The organism is Bartonella sp. AP11XZML, assembly GCF_042196445.1.
Classification (GTDB): domain Bacteria; phylum Pseudomonadota; class Alphaproteobacteria; order Rhizobiales; family Rhizobiaceae; genus Bartonella.
The window spans coordinates 97,159-113,602 of the sequence record NZ_JBHIQF010000090.1; the positions used below are offsets into that span (position 1 = coordinate 97,159).

Sequence of the window (16,444 nt, forward strand, 5' to 3'; positions counted from 1 at the left end):
CTCGGACTAACCCGTTATTTAAAATAGAAAATAAAAGAAGTTTTCTTATATCAAAAAAAAATTAATTAATATATTGTTTTTATATTATATCTTCTAAAAAGAGAAATGCTTCATATAGTATATTTATATTTTACTTTTTGTTATATTCAATCTGAATTTAGAGATAATTTCAAAATGAGTTGTTTTTTAAAGGTTCTTCCAAGCCATTACCTTTTTTACTACAAATTTCTGATTATGATAATTTTTTGTACTTTTTCAGTTATTTTTGTCAAAATTTATTAAAAACACTCTCATTTAATAATAAAAAGCAATCATAAAAACAAAGAATTATCAAACATTTCTATTCAATCTACCTCTTTCCATTTTATAAAATAATCTGTTGTTAAACTGCAGTAAAGAAAGCGCTTCGATGCTATAATGCAGTGCATAAATTTTCTATTTAAACTCTCTCATATTAAATGAACAATGAAAATCAGCGGTAATAAGATGTCAATGTGAATGCTGAAGAAAAAAACTTTCCCCCTCAAAGTCTGCCTTAATAATGCGTTAATTTCCTGAATAACGCCCACTCTGATGTGCTAAAAGAGCAAAAGCAATCATCGATATCGGATTATCCTGCATACATATAGAGCTCACTTCGATACAAAAGCTCCAAATTGCCTTGCACTTCATATTTCTTTATCAATGCGACCAATTGCCGCAAATATTCTTCCCCATAGCAAGCAATAGCGCGTTGCGCTTGCGCTGAAGAGCGGCTCATTCCAATAAAAGCTTCAGATGGGATCATCATCGTCCAATTGTGCGTATGAAAAAAAATCTTTTCTGGATCTACCCCAAGGCCATCACTCATTTCCTGTAAAAAATCAAAATTACGATAATACCGAGAATAGTTCGGACTCATTTTCTCTAACAATGTCTCATAAGCGTCTAGAAATTCGCTATGCTGGAAATCGCGATTATTTTGAATAACCGCCATGACACCATTGACCCGAAGTTGATCTGAAACAGAACAAAGCAACTTAGAACGATCCATCTACTGGAAACGCTTGCGCTGCAATGACAAGATCAACCTCGCCAATTTGAGGCAATAGGTCTTCGGCACGGCCCTGATACCACTGCACCGTAGGAAATTTTTTTCGCTCCTGCTTAATCATATCTGCCGATACATCGATAGCATGATATTGGTGCTCATTTCCTAAAAATTTAACAATTCCCTCTAATGCGATGCCTATCCCAGCACCCACATCCACAATGGACAAATGCTTTTTGTTCTTAAAAGGATGGAGCATGGTTTTAAATAAAGTAAGGGGATAGCGAGGACGATAACGATCATAATCATTAGCCAATCCATCAAACTTTTCACTTTGCCGCTGAACACTTTCTATCATAGGACTTTCACCCTCCTTCTCAATTACTACCATACATAATAAAAAAGCCTTTTTTATCCAATGTATTAAACATAACTTCTAAAGGAGGAAAATAAGAACTGCCCTGACCTTCTATCTTTCCATAAGATTGATACTTACATTTTTCTCTTTTTCAATTGTTATCTGCACGTTGCGAAATCCAAAACTCCTACGAAAATAATATATTTTTCTGTAATAATAATTGATATAAATATTATTGATCTTTTATAAGATGACATCTATATTACTATTATTATTTTAATATCAACAAGTCACTTAAGCGTACCTAAAACGCATAGAGATATCAATTTATTGATAAATACGCCTGTTTATAAAGTTCAAAATACTTTCCACCAAGAAAATAAACCCTATATAATACATAAAATATCTGTGGAGACATCTTTATGTTAAATGTACAAACTTCTTCAATGTTTAAAATATTAAAAAAATTTCCAATCGTGATTTTTTTGGCATGGTTAGTGCCATTTTTAAGTGGGTGCGGATTTAATACGATACCAACAAATGAAGAAAAAGCACATGCAGCATGGAGTGAAGTGCTCAATCAATATCAACGTCGTACAGATCTCATCCCCAATCTTGTAGAAACAGTTAAAGCTTACGCAGCTCATGAACAAAGCGTTTTCACAAATGTAATTGAAGCACGCGCCAAAGCAACGCAAGTCAACATTAATGCAGATATGTTGAATAATCCAGAAGTTATGCAGCAATATCTCAAAAATCAAGCAAATTTATCAAGTGCACTTTCGCGACTTATGGCTGTTGTTGAAAACTATCCGGACCTTAAAGCAAACCAAAACTTTCTTGCTCTTCAATCACAATTAGAAGGAACAGAAAACCGTATTTCCGTTGCACGCCGCGATTATATTGAAACAGTACGTGCCTACAATACTGCACTCAAAACAATGCCGACGATGATTTGGGCAAAATTCTGGTTTCGTGATGCTAAACCTATGCCAACTTTTACCATCGATACTGATAGCCAACAAACACCAAAGGTTAATTTTAATTAATGAAATCATTTCGATACTCTTTGCAACGTATTGTATTTCCAAAATTATGGGCTTTTATCTGCTCTTTGTATTTAGTTGCTGAATTGGGAAGTATCGCTTGTTCGCAAATAAAATTTCCTCATTTAACAGGTTATGTTAATGATGTGGCTCATTTGCTCGATAATGCAACCAAGGAAGACTTGACAAAAAAACTGGCAGCACTCGAAGAGAAAACGGGAGATCAAATTGTTCTTGTGACACTCCCTACTCTTTCGGGCAACGATATAGAAACATACAGCAATTCTCTTTTTCGTACATGGGGATTAGGCCAAAAGAAGATCAATAATGGTGTATTACTGGTCATTGCACCGAATGAACGCACAGCACGTATCGAAGTTGGATATGGTTTGGAAGGAGAGCTAACAGATGCTCTTTCCTCTGTCATTATTAATAGCTTCATGATTCCTAATTTTCGCGAAGGAAATTATCAAAAAGGAATTGCTGAAGCAGTTGATGCAATTATCAAAGTTATTACAGAAAGTGATTCTGATTTTACTTTTCGCATCAAAGAAAAAGCTAAAATCGTTGAAGAACAACGTAAACAAGCTGAAAAAGAAGAAATGGTAATCAATGCAATTATGTTTCTCATTCTCTTTATAGTCGTTGGTTTGCCCATTCTTGCAATGATTTTTGGTAAAAAAGTGGGGCCACAAAAGTATCTCTGGCTGGGGATCATCTTCACACCTTGGTTTCTTAACTTAAGTGCCGGTGGCAGATATCCTGGTGGAAGATTCGGAGGTCCTCGAGGTGGAGGGGGATTTAGGGGTGGTGGTGGATCATCAGGTGGTGGCGGTGCAACAGGAAGATGGTAAAAGGAACGTGGATTTTTAAGCGTAGCAAATCTTCTTAAGATAAAATTTATGAACGTATTCTCTTTTATTCAACAATTCTATACCTTACTCTGTAATCACTTTTATTGATTACAAAATAAACTCAAACATCAAGATAAATATTACCAATGACATTTGAATTGAAACATACAGATCGTAATCACTTATCACATCATTTTAATGCAATTCTAGGAAATCCACCCGTTGAATGGAAGATAAGTGATCATCTAGTTGAGTATCCTGAAGCTCTGCGTTATATGCAAGAACGTGTAGAAAAAATTCTTGCAAAAACTGCGCATGAACAAGTTTGGCTTCTCGAACACCCTTCCCTTTATACAGCGGGGACGAGTGCCAATAAAAAAGATCTTTTAGCACCCCATTTATTCCCTGTTTATGAGGCAGGTCGTGGCGGTGAATTTACATATCATGGTCCAGGACAGCGTATTGCTTATATTATGCTTGATCTTAAACGCCGAAAACAAGACATTCGTGCTTTCATTAGTGCATTAGAAGAATGGATCATACAGATGCTTGCAAATTTTAATATTAAAGGCGAACGTAGAGAAGATCGCGTTGGTGTCTGGGTTAAACAGTCTCATTGCCCATCAAAACAAAATGATCTTTCTTCCGAAGATAAAATTGCAGCTATTGGCATTCGAGTGCGCAAATGGATAAGTTTTCATGGAGTTTCTATCAATGTTAATCCTAATTTAGCCCATTATTCAGGAATTGTTCCTTGTGGAATTACAAACCACGGTGTAACAAGCTTTCTTGATCTAGGTTGCCCTGTAGCAATGCATGATATTGATATTGCTCTCAAACACGCTTTTGAAAAAATTTTTGGTCCAACAATCGATGTTTCCTAAGTGCATTGATTTTTAAATAAAAAACAGGCATAAAATTATTTTAATAAATATTTGATTTTATGAGGTGGATAGTTAAACGCTATGAGCGATAACAAAAAGGATCTTTTTAGTGTTTTAAATAAAGCCCAATCTCGGGTAAATACAAAAGAAAACACTCTGCAGTCTCCAATGAAATCAAACGCAATGATTTCAAGAAAAAGTGCAAAAGATACGCAAGAAGATGACTATAATGCCCTCTCTATTCGAGTTCTTGAGGGTTTAGAGCCGGTACGTTTACGCCCCGGAATGTATATTGGTGGAACAGACAGTAAAGCGCTTCATCACTTATTTGCCGAAATTATTGATAACGCGATGGATGAAGCTGTTGCGGGTTATGCAGATTCTATTGAGGTCTCATTAGATAGGAACGGTTATATAACCGTTACAGATAATGGACGCGGTATTCCTGTTGAAAATCATCCTCAAATGCCTGAGAAATCGACTCTTGAAGTTATTATGACACAACTCCACTCAGGGGGAAAATTTGATGGAAAGGCTTATCAAACTGCAGGTGGACTTCATGGAGTAGGAATTTCTGTCGTCAATGCTCTTTCTGATGATATGGAAGTTGAAGTTGCACGAGAACGAAAACTTTACCGCCAACGTTTCTCACGCGGTATTCCTCAATCTGGATTGGAAGATCTGGGAGATGTTTATAATCGTCGTGGTACGCGCGTTCGTTTTCATCCTGATCATGAAATTTTTGGTGAAAAAGCAGCTTTTGATCCAGAAAAAATCTATAAGATGACATGCTCCAAAGCCTATCTTTTTGGTGGCGTAAAAATTCGCTGGTCTTGTGATCCCGTCATACTTGAAGGCGCAAAAAATATTCCTGAAAAAGCTGTTTTTCATTTTCCCGATGGGCTTAAAGACTATTTACTTTCGTCACTAAAAGATGAATATCGAGTAACGTCAGAAATTTTTTCTGGCAAAACACAACACAATAATGGCCATGGCTCCGTTGAGTGGGCTATCGCTTGGCATGGTGGTGATTCTTGTGTGCAATCTTACTGCAATACGATTCCTACAGGAGAAGGCGGAACACATGAAATAGGATTACGTCAAGCTCTTTTGCGTGGATTGAAATCCTACGCTGAGTTAATAGGAAACAAGCGCGCAACGATTATTACGTCTGACGATATTATGATTTCAACAGCCGCAATACTTTCAGTCTTTATCAGTAACCCTGAATTTGTTGGACAAACAAAAGATCGATTAGCAACCATTGAAGCACAGCGTATCGTTGAGAATGCAATCCGCGATCCCTTTGATCATTGGTTAGCAAATTCCCCACAAGAAGCAACAAAACTTCTCGATTGGGTTATTGAACGTGCTGAAGAACGTGTTAGACGACGCCAAGATAGAGAAATAAGTCGAAAAACTGCTGTCCGTAAATTACGTCTGCCCGGTAAACTTGCAGATTGTAGCCAGAACCATGCTGTGGGTGCTGAACTATTCATTGTTGAAGGGGATTCTGCAGGAGGATCTGCTAAACAAGCAAGAAATAGAGCAAACCAAGCAATTTTACCTCTTCGTGGTAAAATCTTAAATGTCGCCAGTGCTGCACATGAAAAAATGAACTCAAGCCAAACAATTAGCGATCTTATCCTTGCTCTTGGATGTGGAACACGCTCCAAGTATCGTGAAAAAGATCTCAGATATGAACGTATTATCATCATGACAGATGCTGATGTTGATGGTGCTCATATTGCGTCACTGCTCATTACCTTCTTCTTTCAAGAAATGCCTGACCTTATTCATCAGGGACATTTATATCTTGCCGTCCCTCCCCTTTATAGAATATCGCAAGGAGGAAAAGTTGCTTATGCTCGTGACGACATTCATAAGGATGAATTGCTCAAAACTGAATTTACTGGAAAAGCTAAAATCGAAATCGGGCGTTTTAAAGGGCTGGGTGAAATGCGCGCAGAACAACTTAAAGAAACGACTATGCATCCTCAAAAACGTACATTGCTTCGTGTTTCTATTGATGCCGTGGAAATGCAAGAAACGAAAAAGACTGTAGAAAGTCTCATGGGAACAAAACCAGAAGCACGATTTCGTTTCATACAAGAAAACTCTACTTTTGCTTCTAATCTAGACATCTAATATAAAAAATATCCCTTTCAAACCACTGCGGCTGCGTCAATCACGCGCAGTTGCGGATTGATCGTTCCATTCCAATAATTCAAACTAAGATGACCAGCTAAATGAATCATTTCACCAATATTTTCAAAAAGAAAATCACCTAGCGATGTCCCTACAGCACGAAAAGCTATTCCTTGTAGTTTTTTTCCTTCAACATTAGATACAATGAGGCGAAGATGTCCTTTACCAACTTCAGATAGATTCACCAGTCGATGAGAGGGAAGAACAAAAACAGGTGTTGCATTCCCTGCCCCAAATGGCCCTGCTTTTTCAAGCAATTCAAACAGCGCTTCATTAACACCAGAAGCAGAAAGAGAACCATCTATACTAAGAGATTTTTTTGCACGCAACTGTGAAACCATTAAAGAAACTTTTTCTTCTAGCCATTTTCGAAAAATTTCAATTTTTGTTGATTGAATTGTAATTCCTGCTGCCATACTATGCCCCCCTCCTTTTTCTAATAAATTGAGTGTAACAGCTTCACGAACGATTGCTCCTAAATCTATACCATTAATTGAGCGTCCCGACCCTACGCCATTTCCATCTTCTTTCAAAGCAATAGCAAAAACAGGACAAAAAAAACGCTCTTTGAGGCGGGAAGCAAGAATACCAATAATCCCCGGATGCCATTCTTTATGAGAAATGACAAGTGACAATGGTGTTTCTTGACCTTGATAAAGAGAAGCAATATAGGATTCCGCTTGTGCTAATTGAATGTTCTCCATTTCTTGGCGTTCTTGATTAAGCCGATCTAATTGTTCTGCTATTCTGTCCGCTTCATCTTTATTCTCACAGCTAAGCAAACGTGCTCCCAAAGCTTGATCACCAATGCGCCCTCCTGCATTAATTCTAGGACCTAATAAAAAACCTAAATGAAAACTATTAAGCGGCTCCCCTATTCGTGCAACCTTTGTTAAAGCTGTTATTCCTAGATTATGCATAGAACGAGCAACTTGAAGCCCTTTTATCACAAAAGCACGGTTAACCCCCTGTAATGGCACGACATCACATATGGTTGCCAATGCAACAAGATCAAGCATACTTAAAAGATCAGGCAGCGGCCCTTGGAATTGTTTTTTCCGCAGCAAATGATGAACCCAAGCTAACGTAACAAAAACAACGCCAGCTGCACATAAATGCCCCTGTTTAGAAAAATCATCAGGACGATTAGGATTGACAAGAGCAACAGCTTCTTGATGAATCTCTGACATTTGATGATGATCTAAAATCACAACATCAGCACCAGCAAGCCTCGCTGCTTTTACGGCATCAGGACTGTTTGCGCCACAATCAACAGTGATAATTAACCGAGCGCCTTCTTGCACAAGCATCCTCATTGCTTGTTCATTCGGACCATAGCCTTCAACAATACGATCAGGAATATAAATTTTGACTTCAATACCAAAATAACGAAAAAAACGTGCTATGAGTGCCGATGAACAAGCACCATCAACATCATAATCACCAAAAACAGCAACCTGTTCTTGATTGAGAAGAGCCTTAACAATACGCTCTGCAGCGCATTGCATATCCCTAAAACTTTCTGGATCAGGCATAAGCGTACGTAATGTTGGATTAATAAAAGCAACAGCCTCAGCTTCATCCACATCTCTTGCTGAAAGTACTCGAGCTAACTGATCTGGAAAGCCAAATTTTTGAGAAATAGCGCGCGCGTTATTTATCCCTTGAACATCAAGGGCATCTAACCAAGCTTGACCACAAGCAGAAGATTCAACATTGAGAAAATAACGAGACCACTGCATTATTTCTTATTTTATAATGAAGAACGATAAAATACAATCATGCGTTAAAGATAAAATAGTCTTTTGCAACATTCATTTTAAGTTTAAATGGTCTACAAACTTCTTTTAATGGGGTATTATAATACCTTTCTTGTAACATGTTGTTTTATAAAGTTTTTATTTTCTCTTGACGTCAATCAAAAGACATTATATCAGAGCAAGTAGTATGCGTTAAATATTTCGCTATGGTAACAATTTTCAACGCAAAACAGTAAAAATTCCCTTCTATTAAAAGGGTTCTAATAAAGGATACTTCTATGGCAACTTTTTCACAAAAGCCAACTGAAGTGGTGAAAAAATGGGTTATTATTGACGCAGAAAACCTTGTTTTGGGTCGTCTTGCCACATTTGTTGCTAACCGCTTACGTGGCAAACATAAGGCTACATTTACTCCACATGTTGATGATGGTGACAACGTTATTGTCATTAATGCAGATAAAATAGCTCTCACTGGCAAAAAATATACGGATAAAAAATATTATTGGCATACCGGCTATATTGGTGGAATCAAACAACGTACAGCACGTCAACTTCTTGAGGGGCGTTTTCCCGAACGCGTTATTGAAAAAGCAGTAGAGCGCATGATTCCTCGAGGGCCCCTTGGTCGCCGTCAATTGAAGAATCTACGTGTTTACGCTGGAAGCCAACATCCACATGAAGCACAACAGCCTGAATCTCTTGACGTTGGTGCTTTAAACCGCAAAAACAAAAGGATTGCTTGATTATGGCTGAAATTAATTCTCTTTCTGAGCTTAGCATAGTAACAAGTATTACAGAAACACATGAAAATGTTGTTCCTGTTCACGTGCAGAAGCTTGATTCACAAGGACGTGCTTACGCAACAGGAAAGCGTAAAGACGCTGTTGCGCGTGTATGGATTAAACCAGGTTCTGGAAAAATCACGATCAACAATAAGGAATTTGACAAATATTTTGCTCGTCCTGTTCTTAGAATGATTCTTCGTCAACCAATTGTTGCAACAAATAGGGATACCCAGTTTGATATTATTGCAACCGTTGCAGGCGGCGGTCTTTCTGGACAAGCCGGCGCAGTGCGCCATGGCATTTCCAAAGCTTTAACCTATTACGAACCAGAACTTCGCTCAATCTTGAAAAAAGGTGGGTTTCTTACCCGTGATAGTCGTGTTGTTGAACGTAAAAAATACGGTAAAGCAAAAGCACGTCGTTCTTTCCAATTCTCAAAGCGTTAATTTCAATTTTTGCAATGCATAAAGCCTCGGACAAAAACGGGGCTTTTTTAAACTGCTAAAACAGACTTTTAGATGAATGTAGGAACAAATCTATACCGATTAGAAAAAACAAGAATGCAAAACAACCTCTTCTCTTAAGATAAAAGGCAAGAAAAATAGACCGAAAAAATTCAAAACTTCAGTTTCAATTTTTTAAATCTGTTTTACTAACTTGTAATATATCGACGTGCTAAAGCACAAAAATATTTACGCGACAACTTTAGCAATCTTATAAGCTTTTCAATATTTTTTCTATCATCACTTAACAAACTTTAGTCCAAGAAATGCTTTACCATTGTAATAAAATGAGGGACAGAAATAGGCTTTGACATATATTCTTCACATCCACTGGCACGAATTCGCTCCTCATCGCCTTTCATAGCAAAAGCTGTTACAGCAACAACGGGGATTGATCGAAGTTCTTCATCTTCTTTTAATTGTTTAATAACATCTATTCCAGAGACCTCTGGCAACTGGATATCCACAAGGATAAGAGATGGCATTGATGAACGCGCCAAATCTAATGCCATAAGACCATTACGCGTTTCAACGGTTTCATAACCACTCGCTTCTACAAGATCGCGAAATAACTTCATATTAAGCTCATTATCTTCCACGATCATGACTTTTTTTGACATTCGTATAACTCCACCCTTCTCAGATAAAATAGAGAAATAGAAATGAATCCACATTCTCTTTGCTTAAGATAAAATGATAAAATGAATTGTAAACCACAAAGAGATTAAAAGATTCCAATAAAAGCATTTTTGCAAATATTTGTAAGACGCATCGCTATACTTATTCAGTTCATCAACATAAAACCCACAAATAGTCGTAAGATTGTGTGACCTTGTATTTTTTGAGTTGATATACAAAGTTTATGGATATCTCAATTAATGCATTCGCGTTTTCATCATAAAAAAAATATCAACCACAAACTTAGCTCAAATGCGCATTTTGAAGAGAAAAAAATTTAAGTAAATTTAAAAAGCAACTGATTAGCTGAATTTAATGCACCATATACTGGCATCCACAAAACAATATCTTAATGATATAAAAGGATAAACTTATCAAGGTCATTAAGATTAAAAAAAATAAATAAACCGTGATTAAATATCACGGTTTATTTAATATAAAACATTCAATAACAGCATAATTCAAAGTTTATCAAGGATAATATCTTTTAATTCAAAGCCCATGAACTATGAGCAAAAGCATCGAATGTTCTTCCACCTGTCTCTCTGTTAGGACTCGGTGGCTTTCTAGTAAAGAAATATACAAGATATGCGATGAGACCAAAAATCGCTGTCTCCAACCCCATTAAACCCGCAACTTTTTGGACATTTTTCTCAGCCCCTTGTCCTCCAAACTGGCTAATAATCATATCAACAGCTTTAATAACTCTATTTTCCTGTGTCATTACAGAAATAAAACCAGCATTTTGAAATCTGCCATTTAAAGAATCAGCATTGGCTCTTAAAATCTGTGAAAAGAAAATCGCTACTGCAACAAAACATACTATACAATGCTTGAATATTTTCATCATAACCACCTAATTACAATATTTAGTAAAATAAATTTTCTTTACCGCCCCCCTCTAAATAGAAAACATTCCGTTATCTATCGATAAAGTATATTTATCTTCTGATAATAAAAATATAATACAAAATTTAATTAATAATTTTATTTTAATTGTTATTTTTATATTATATTACACTTACAATATATCAGTTACATGTTTATTTAATAATTGTCAATTATTTTATTTGTACTTTACATTATGTAGTTTAATGATAAAAATATATTAAAATAAAATTATTTTATTGTTTTTATTATAAATTTAGCTTTATTATCATAAATATTATTATGATTTTATAATATATAAAAATATCAATATGTTGTTTTTTAGTTACACATAATATTTTTATTTTTTTGTATAATATAGTAAAATAAATATTTTTATAAAATAATTTTTCCTTAGGATAGATTGAGAAAAAATATTTGCCCCAGCTACAATTAGCGTAAGCACCAGCTTAACTCTTTGATTGAAAAAGCTAAATTAGGTAAGATAAGGGATAACTTTGGTGAATGCGCCAAATCTAATGCCATAAGCTATTACACATTTCAACGATTTCACAGCCATGCGTTTCTACAAGAACGTGGAATAATTTTAATAAAGTTCATTGTCTTCCACAATTATAAATTTCTAACATTAATATAATTCCACGACTTTAAGATAAAATAGAGAAATAAAAATGAATACACCTTCTTTCTAACCAAGATAAAATGATTAAAAATATAAATCATAAAAAATTTAATAATGTCCAATAAAAGCATTTTTTGCAAATATTTGTAAGACGCATCGCTATACTTATTCAGTTTATCAAAATGATAATCTAGAATAGCCGTAAAATGATGTGATCGTATATTTTTTGAGTTAATACGAAAAATTTATGGATATTCAAATCAGCTCATGCCCCTTTTCATCTTAGAAAAGATATCAATCACGAAAATTAACATAGATATATATTTTGGAAAAAAATTTAAATAACGTTGATATGGATAGATTATTTGCTAGCAAACAATCTTCTCTATTAAATCAGAGTGTTCACTACTGTGATATTGTAATCTCAATCACGACAACACTTCAATAACAGACTAAAATATAGATTCACTATAAGCTTAAAATAAAAATTTTGGAATTGATCATACATACAATGAATTAACCGTAAAATACAAAAGTAATCATAACACTAAAAAATGAAAAAGCTTATCACTCTTGTTCACTATTCCTTCCTCTCTCATTTTTTCTGTGTTATTTTTAAAGTCTTGTAAAAGATATGAATTACATGCAAAAAAATTTAGCCCTTTGTAATCTCTACGCCATCAATCACATTAGTTTTATTAATGATAAGCAATAACATCTATATAGCTCTAAGTTTAGAGAGCAACACCAGATTAAAGTATCACTTTTATTTATTGTAAAAGAGGATGTAAAACTTCATTTTTCTCTGATCATTGTTAAGAAAAATTGAAAAATGATCTTATTAAGATTTAAAAAATAGAAAATAATTTTTTACAAAATAATATCTTATTTAATTAATTTTTAAAATAACCTATTTAAAATAATATAAATATATTATGTTTATATTGTATGTGTTTAAATTGTATATTTTTAATTAAATAATAATATTTATAATAACACTAAAATATTACATAATAATTATCTTTCTATTAACTAATATTATAACATAAAATAAGAAATTCACAATAAAATCAAGTATAATTCTCTTGGTTTACCAAGAAAAAAAGAAATATATTTAATTATGTTATTGAACTCAGTTGCGTTGCCATCGTTTTTGCCTACTTGGCTTAGTGGATCCTTTTATTTCCAAGCAATTATTAATTGAATTTTGACTGCTCAGCATGCTGAAAAATCTCTATGTGATTGTTGTCTTGATAATTGCTATCATGTTGTTTGGCGAAGCTCTTAGCTTTCTATCGGACAACTTAAAAGCTTTATTCTGTCAATGTTCTTATTGTTTAAGCAAAAACTCCTCCATGTAATAATATATTGAATGCACCAACAAAATCCGCACGAATAACCACATTTTGCACATATAAAAATTACCCATCTTTGACAATTTTTTAGCACTATAAACGCAACAAAAATAAATTTTGCTCGGATGAGAAAGCACTACTAATATTGTACACCATTTTACCATTGGCTTGTGTCATCAAGCAGCCATCTAAACTCAAACTAATCTAAAAACAAGAAATTTAATTCTCTGATTTTTATTGTAAATTCTTTGCTTATAGCTATAGAAATACAACCGATTTTATGCATGAATATGTCTAATAAAAAATCCTCATGTGTAAATTTTACATGACTTATACCGCCAGCATAAATAACGATATTTTACAGTACGATAGAATTTTTACTCAATTTTTTATTTTTATAATCATGATGACTTTTATATTATCCCCCTAATCCATTAAATTTACGCATTGTTTTCTTATAACTTATGAAAGTCATGACCATGGAAAGAAAAGCGCTCAACAGAAGATATCCAATATTCCATTCGCCTTTACCAAATAACAATGACACAGGCAAGGAAGCAAAAAAAGCCATGGGAAGCATAAACAAAAGCCATTTTACGATGCTTAAAGGATAAATTCCTATTGGCACAAATGAAAGCTCACAAATCATTTCATGAAAATATTCGACAGGCATCTTACGGCTAATAATAAATGTTATAAAATTGAACATCATGAAAAAACAAATATTGACGATAAAAACACAAAATATTGCAACAATAAAAGAGATCCATCTTAGCTTAAGATCAGAAATATTCGGTAATGATACAAATAAATAGGCACTAACATAAAGGACAAAGAGCTTGATCAAATTAAGAGGTTTACACCAACCAAACAACATCAACAACCAGATTGAAACGGGCTTTATCAAGTATGGTTCAATTTTACCATCCGCTACTTTTTCAAAAAACGTTTCAATAGAATTAGTAAAAATATTCCAAGTAAAACAAAGACAACAAAGATGAAATGGATTTCATCTCTGCTATAGTTACCGATCTTTCCTGAAAAAGAAGATATTCTATCAATAAATATGAATTGAATAAAATAATAACATAGAGAAAGAATAAACTCCCCAGCCAAATTCTTACCATAAACAATCTGTCGGCGGATATTCAAACTGATAAAATGAAGGATTATTTTCATCTCAACCACCCGCTCCATTATATGCTTTCATCCCTTTATTCCAAGCAATATAAATTAAGAATAAAAAACACAAAATATAAGTAAAACTTCCGAAAATAAACTGCTGAAACAACGCTAAATTTTGCGTCGCGAAAAACTCGGCAGGAGCTGATATCATGAAACGATAAGGATTAAATTGCATAAGTGGAATAAGCCACACCGGCCAAAAAGATGGTGGTAAAAGAACACCCCCAAGAAGCGTTGAACTGAGAATACTGAAAGAGAGTAATATATTGTACTCAATCACCCAAAAGCTTAATAAGGCAATTCCAAAAGAGAGTAAAAAACAAAGTAATTGTGATAGAAAAACAACCAGAAAAAAGAACAGAAAAGCGATGACCAATCCCAGAATATTTTCATAGGATAAAACAAGCTTAACAACAAAAAGAGCCAATAACGGGATGCTATATAATACACTCTCCCCTAAAAAAGTAAAAAGCATTTGTGTCATATAACTAAAGGGCTTTGTAAGATATACTTCTAATTGACCTTCTTTAACATGATGAGAGAAAAACTTAATCACATTATAACCATTATTTAAGCGACCTAGGACTAAAGCAAAAGCATAATAATACATCATATCATAAAAGCTAAAGCCATTGATGGTGTTGCCCGTATCAGAGAAAAGTGCATTCCATAATAGAAGTTGAATAACAAATGGCGAAAGTGTCCCAATGATAATATCGGTAAAAAACATTGCTCTATCACTTAGAACAGTGAGTAATCCATTCTTGGCAAAAAGAAACATACCAAAGCAGTGGTTAGATAAATTCTTTAAATTTAACACGGAGCATCTCTTCAAGTGAGGGAGTGGATACAGAGAACGTACAGTTCAATTTGGTTGTAATTTCGCGTACAAAACGCGCAAAATCCTCACGGGGCAGCGAAACCTCCAGCGAGCATTCTTCAGCGTTAAAGTGCTTATCTTTTAAAGAAGTAGATAATTTCAACGCAATCTCATCAATTTTTTCTACAACAGCTGAAGGTGCCGCCAAGTGTTCACAAAAAAACGTTATTCTCACCAAAGAAGGAATGACATTTTTAAGCGCATGAAGATTACCATGAAACTGTTTCTTTCCTTTATGCAAGAGAATAATATCATCAACGTATCCATCAATATCTCCCATATCATGACTTGTGATGATATATCCAGTGCCACGCTCCTTTTTCAGTTTTTTAAGAAGCTCCCTGATTTCATGCTTAGATGTAATATCAAGACCAATACTTGGCTCATCGAGAAACAACAGTTTAGGTTTAAAGGAGAGATTAAATGCCAATTCACTTTTCACTCTCTCACCCAGACTAAGCATCCGCACTGGCTTATCCATAATATGCTCAAGGCCCAGTAACTCAGCGATCTCTTTAAGATCACGGGTAAAAGAGGCGCGTTCAAGACCATATAATGGTTGAACCATATCCAGACTGTAGCGTAAGGGCAAATCCCACCATAAACAATTCTTATGACCAAAGACCACACCCAAAGACTTGAACAGATTTTTCTTCGCTTTATAAGGATCAACACCAAGGACTTTAACACATCCCTCATCAGCGCATTGTATACCAGAAAGTATTTTAATCAGTGTCGATTTACCCGCTCCGTTAGGGCCAAGAATTGCTAACGATTGCCCTGAAAAGAGAGTGAAACTCATGTCTTTTAACACATGATGATTTGTATAAACCGGCTTGAAGAGAGAAAAGACCTTGTTTTTAAAACCAATTCCTCTGTCAATGTTGCGATATATTTTTGAGACGTTATTAACGTCAATCAATAATGATCCCATCAGTCACTCCTAATTTCAACTTATCCCCCCTTTGAATGTTTCCATAATAAATATCTGTTTTTGTTCACTAGAAAAAACAAAAGTGTTCAAGCCCTCCTTAGAGCAATAAAACGCGCCTGACGTTTTATCTCCAATTTTTTGTCTAGATATTTTTTCAATGTGACGAGTTCACTTCAATGAAGCATTAAGATACTAAAAACTTATTTCTTCTTTTATGAAAGATAATCTTTTGGATAAACTAAGTAAGTAGAAAAATAATTGGTCATTGAAAGGAGAGCTTTGCTAAGAAGGCTTCATTGTGTAAGCAAAGATACAAAGCATAAATCTATACTATAAGCATATCAAACCACATTGATAACAAAACAAAAATCCTTGACAACAGGAATTTTTTGAGAGGCTACTTTCCCTCAGCATTACTATAAAATGCCTCCATTATTCCCCATGAAAAAACTAAAATTGCTTTCACTATTTTAG

Annotated in this window: 11 protein-coding genes and 2 pseudogenes; 6 read left to right on the forward strand and 7 right to left on the reverse strand. The window is 34.6% G+C overall.

The window, feature by feature from the left end; genetic code table 11:
* Positions 1 to 610 precede the first annotated feature (610 nt).
* Positions 611 to 1,388 (reverse strand): annotated as a pseudogene (locus tag ACFIMG_RS09060) (class I SAM-dependent methyltransferase).
* 422 nt (positions 1,389 to 1,810) lie between these two features.
* Between ACFIMG_RS09060 and ACFIMG_RS09065 the strand changes: the two are divergent.
* From ACFIMG_RS09065 to parE, 4 genes are all read left to right on the forward strand, one after another.
* On the forward strand, positions 1,811 to 2,437 hold the full coding sequence (locus ACFIMG_RS09065; protein ID WP_375617744.1) for a LemA family protein: 627 nt from the start codon (positions 1,811 to 1,813) through the stop codon (positions 2,435 to 2,437).
* The gene (locus tag ACFIMG_RS09070; protein WP_375679198.1) at positions 2,437 to 3,288 is read left to right on the forward strand and encodes a TPM domain-containing protein; all 852 of its coding nucleotides are present in this window, start codon (positions 2,437 to 2,439) and stop codon (positions 3,286 to 3,288) included. Before ACFIMG_RS09065 ends, ACFIMG_RS09070 begins: the two co-directional genes overlap by 1 nt.
* Before the next feature lie 146 nt (positions 3,289 to 3,434).
* Entirely contained in the window at positions 3,435 to 4,172 is a 738-nt protein-coding gene (gene lipB / locus ACFIMG_RS09075; protein ID WP_375679197.1) for a lipoyl(octanoyl) transferase LipB, read from the forward strand.
* An 81-nt stretch (positions 4,173 to 4,253) separates the two neighbouring features.
* Positions 4,254 to 6,320, forward strand: a complete 2,067-nt coding sequence (gene parE, locus ACFIMG_RS09080; RefSeq protein ID WP_375621422.1) for a DNA topoisomerase IV subunit B — start codon at positions 4,254 to 4,256, stop codon at positions 6,318 to 6,320.
* A 17-nt stretch (positions 6,321 to 6,337) separates the two neighbouring features.
* On the opposite strand, the gene recJ is transcribed toward parE, so the two are convergent.
* Positions 6,338 to 8,122, reverse strand: a complete 1,785-nt coding sequence (gene recJ / locus ACFIMG_RS09085) for a single-stranded-DNA-specific exonuclease RecJ (RefSeq protein ID WP_375679196.1) — start codon at positions 8,120 to 8,122, stop codon at positions 6,338 to 6,340.
* 296 nt (positions 8,123 to 8,418) lie between these two features.
* Here recJ and rplM point away from each other — a divergent pair, with 296 nt between their 5' ends.
* Both rplM and rpsI read left to right on the forward strand, forming a co-directional pair.
* The gene (rplM, locus tag ACFIMG_RS09090; RefSeq protein WP_015856544.1) at positions 8,419 to 8,883 is read left to right on the forward strand and encodes a 50S ribosomal protein L13; all 465 of its coding nucleotides are present in this window, start codon (positions 8,419 to 8,421) and stop codon (positions 8,881 to 8,883) included.
* A gap of 2 nt (positions 8,884 to 8,885) precedes the next feature.
* Positions 8,886 to 9,371: a 30S ribosomal protein S9 gene (rpsI, locus tag ACFIMG_RS09095; RefSeq protein WP_015856545.1), complete on the forward strand. Its 486-nt coding sequence runs from the start codon at positions 8,886 to 8,888 to the stop codon at positions 9,369 to 9,371.
* A 311-nt stretch (positions 9,372 to 9,682) separates the two neighbouring features.
* Here rpsI and ACFIMG_RS09100 read toward each other — a convergent pair whose 3' ends face one another.
* The 5 genes and pseudogenes from ACFIMG_RS09100 to ACFIMG_RS09120 form a co-directional block, all read right to left on the reverse strand.
* A complete protein-coding gene (locus ACFIMG_RS09100; protein WP_273724078.1) occupies positions 9,683 to 10,048 on the reverse strand; it encodes a response regulator in 366 nt (121 codons plus the stop codon).
* A 545-nt stretch (positions 10,049 to 10,593) separates the two neighbouring features.
* Entirely contained in the window at positions 10,594 to 10,953 is a 360-nt protein-coding gene (locus ACFIMG_RS09105; RefSeq protein WP_375613153.1) for a hypothetical protein, read from the reverse strand.
* Between the two features lie 2,436 nt (positions 10,954 to 13,389).
* Positions 13,390 to 14,168: pseudogene (locus tag ACFIMG_RS09110) on the reverse strand (ABC-2 family transporter protein).
* Positions 14,152 to 14,976: an ABC-2 family transporter protein gene (locus ACFIMG_RS09115; protein WP_375679195.1), complete on the reverse strand. Its 825-nt coding sequence runs from the start codon at positions 14,974 to 14,976 to the stop codon at positions 14,152 to 14,154. The pseudogene ACFIMG_RS09110 and the gene ACFIMG_RS09115 overlap by 17 nt, the downstream one beginning before the upstream one ends.
* Positions 14,951 to 15,970 (reverse strand): ATP-binding cassette domain-containing protein, encoded by a 1,020-nt coding sequence (locus ACFIMG_RS09120; RefSeq protein WP_375679194.1) that lies wholly within the window; start codon positions 15,968 to 15,970, stop codon positions 14,951 to 14,953. Before ACFIMG_RS09120 ends, ACFIMG_RS09115 begins: the two co-directional genes overlap by 26 nt.
* Between the last annotated feature and the right edge of the window lie 474 nt (positions 15,971 to 16,444).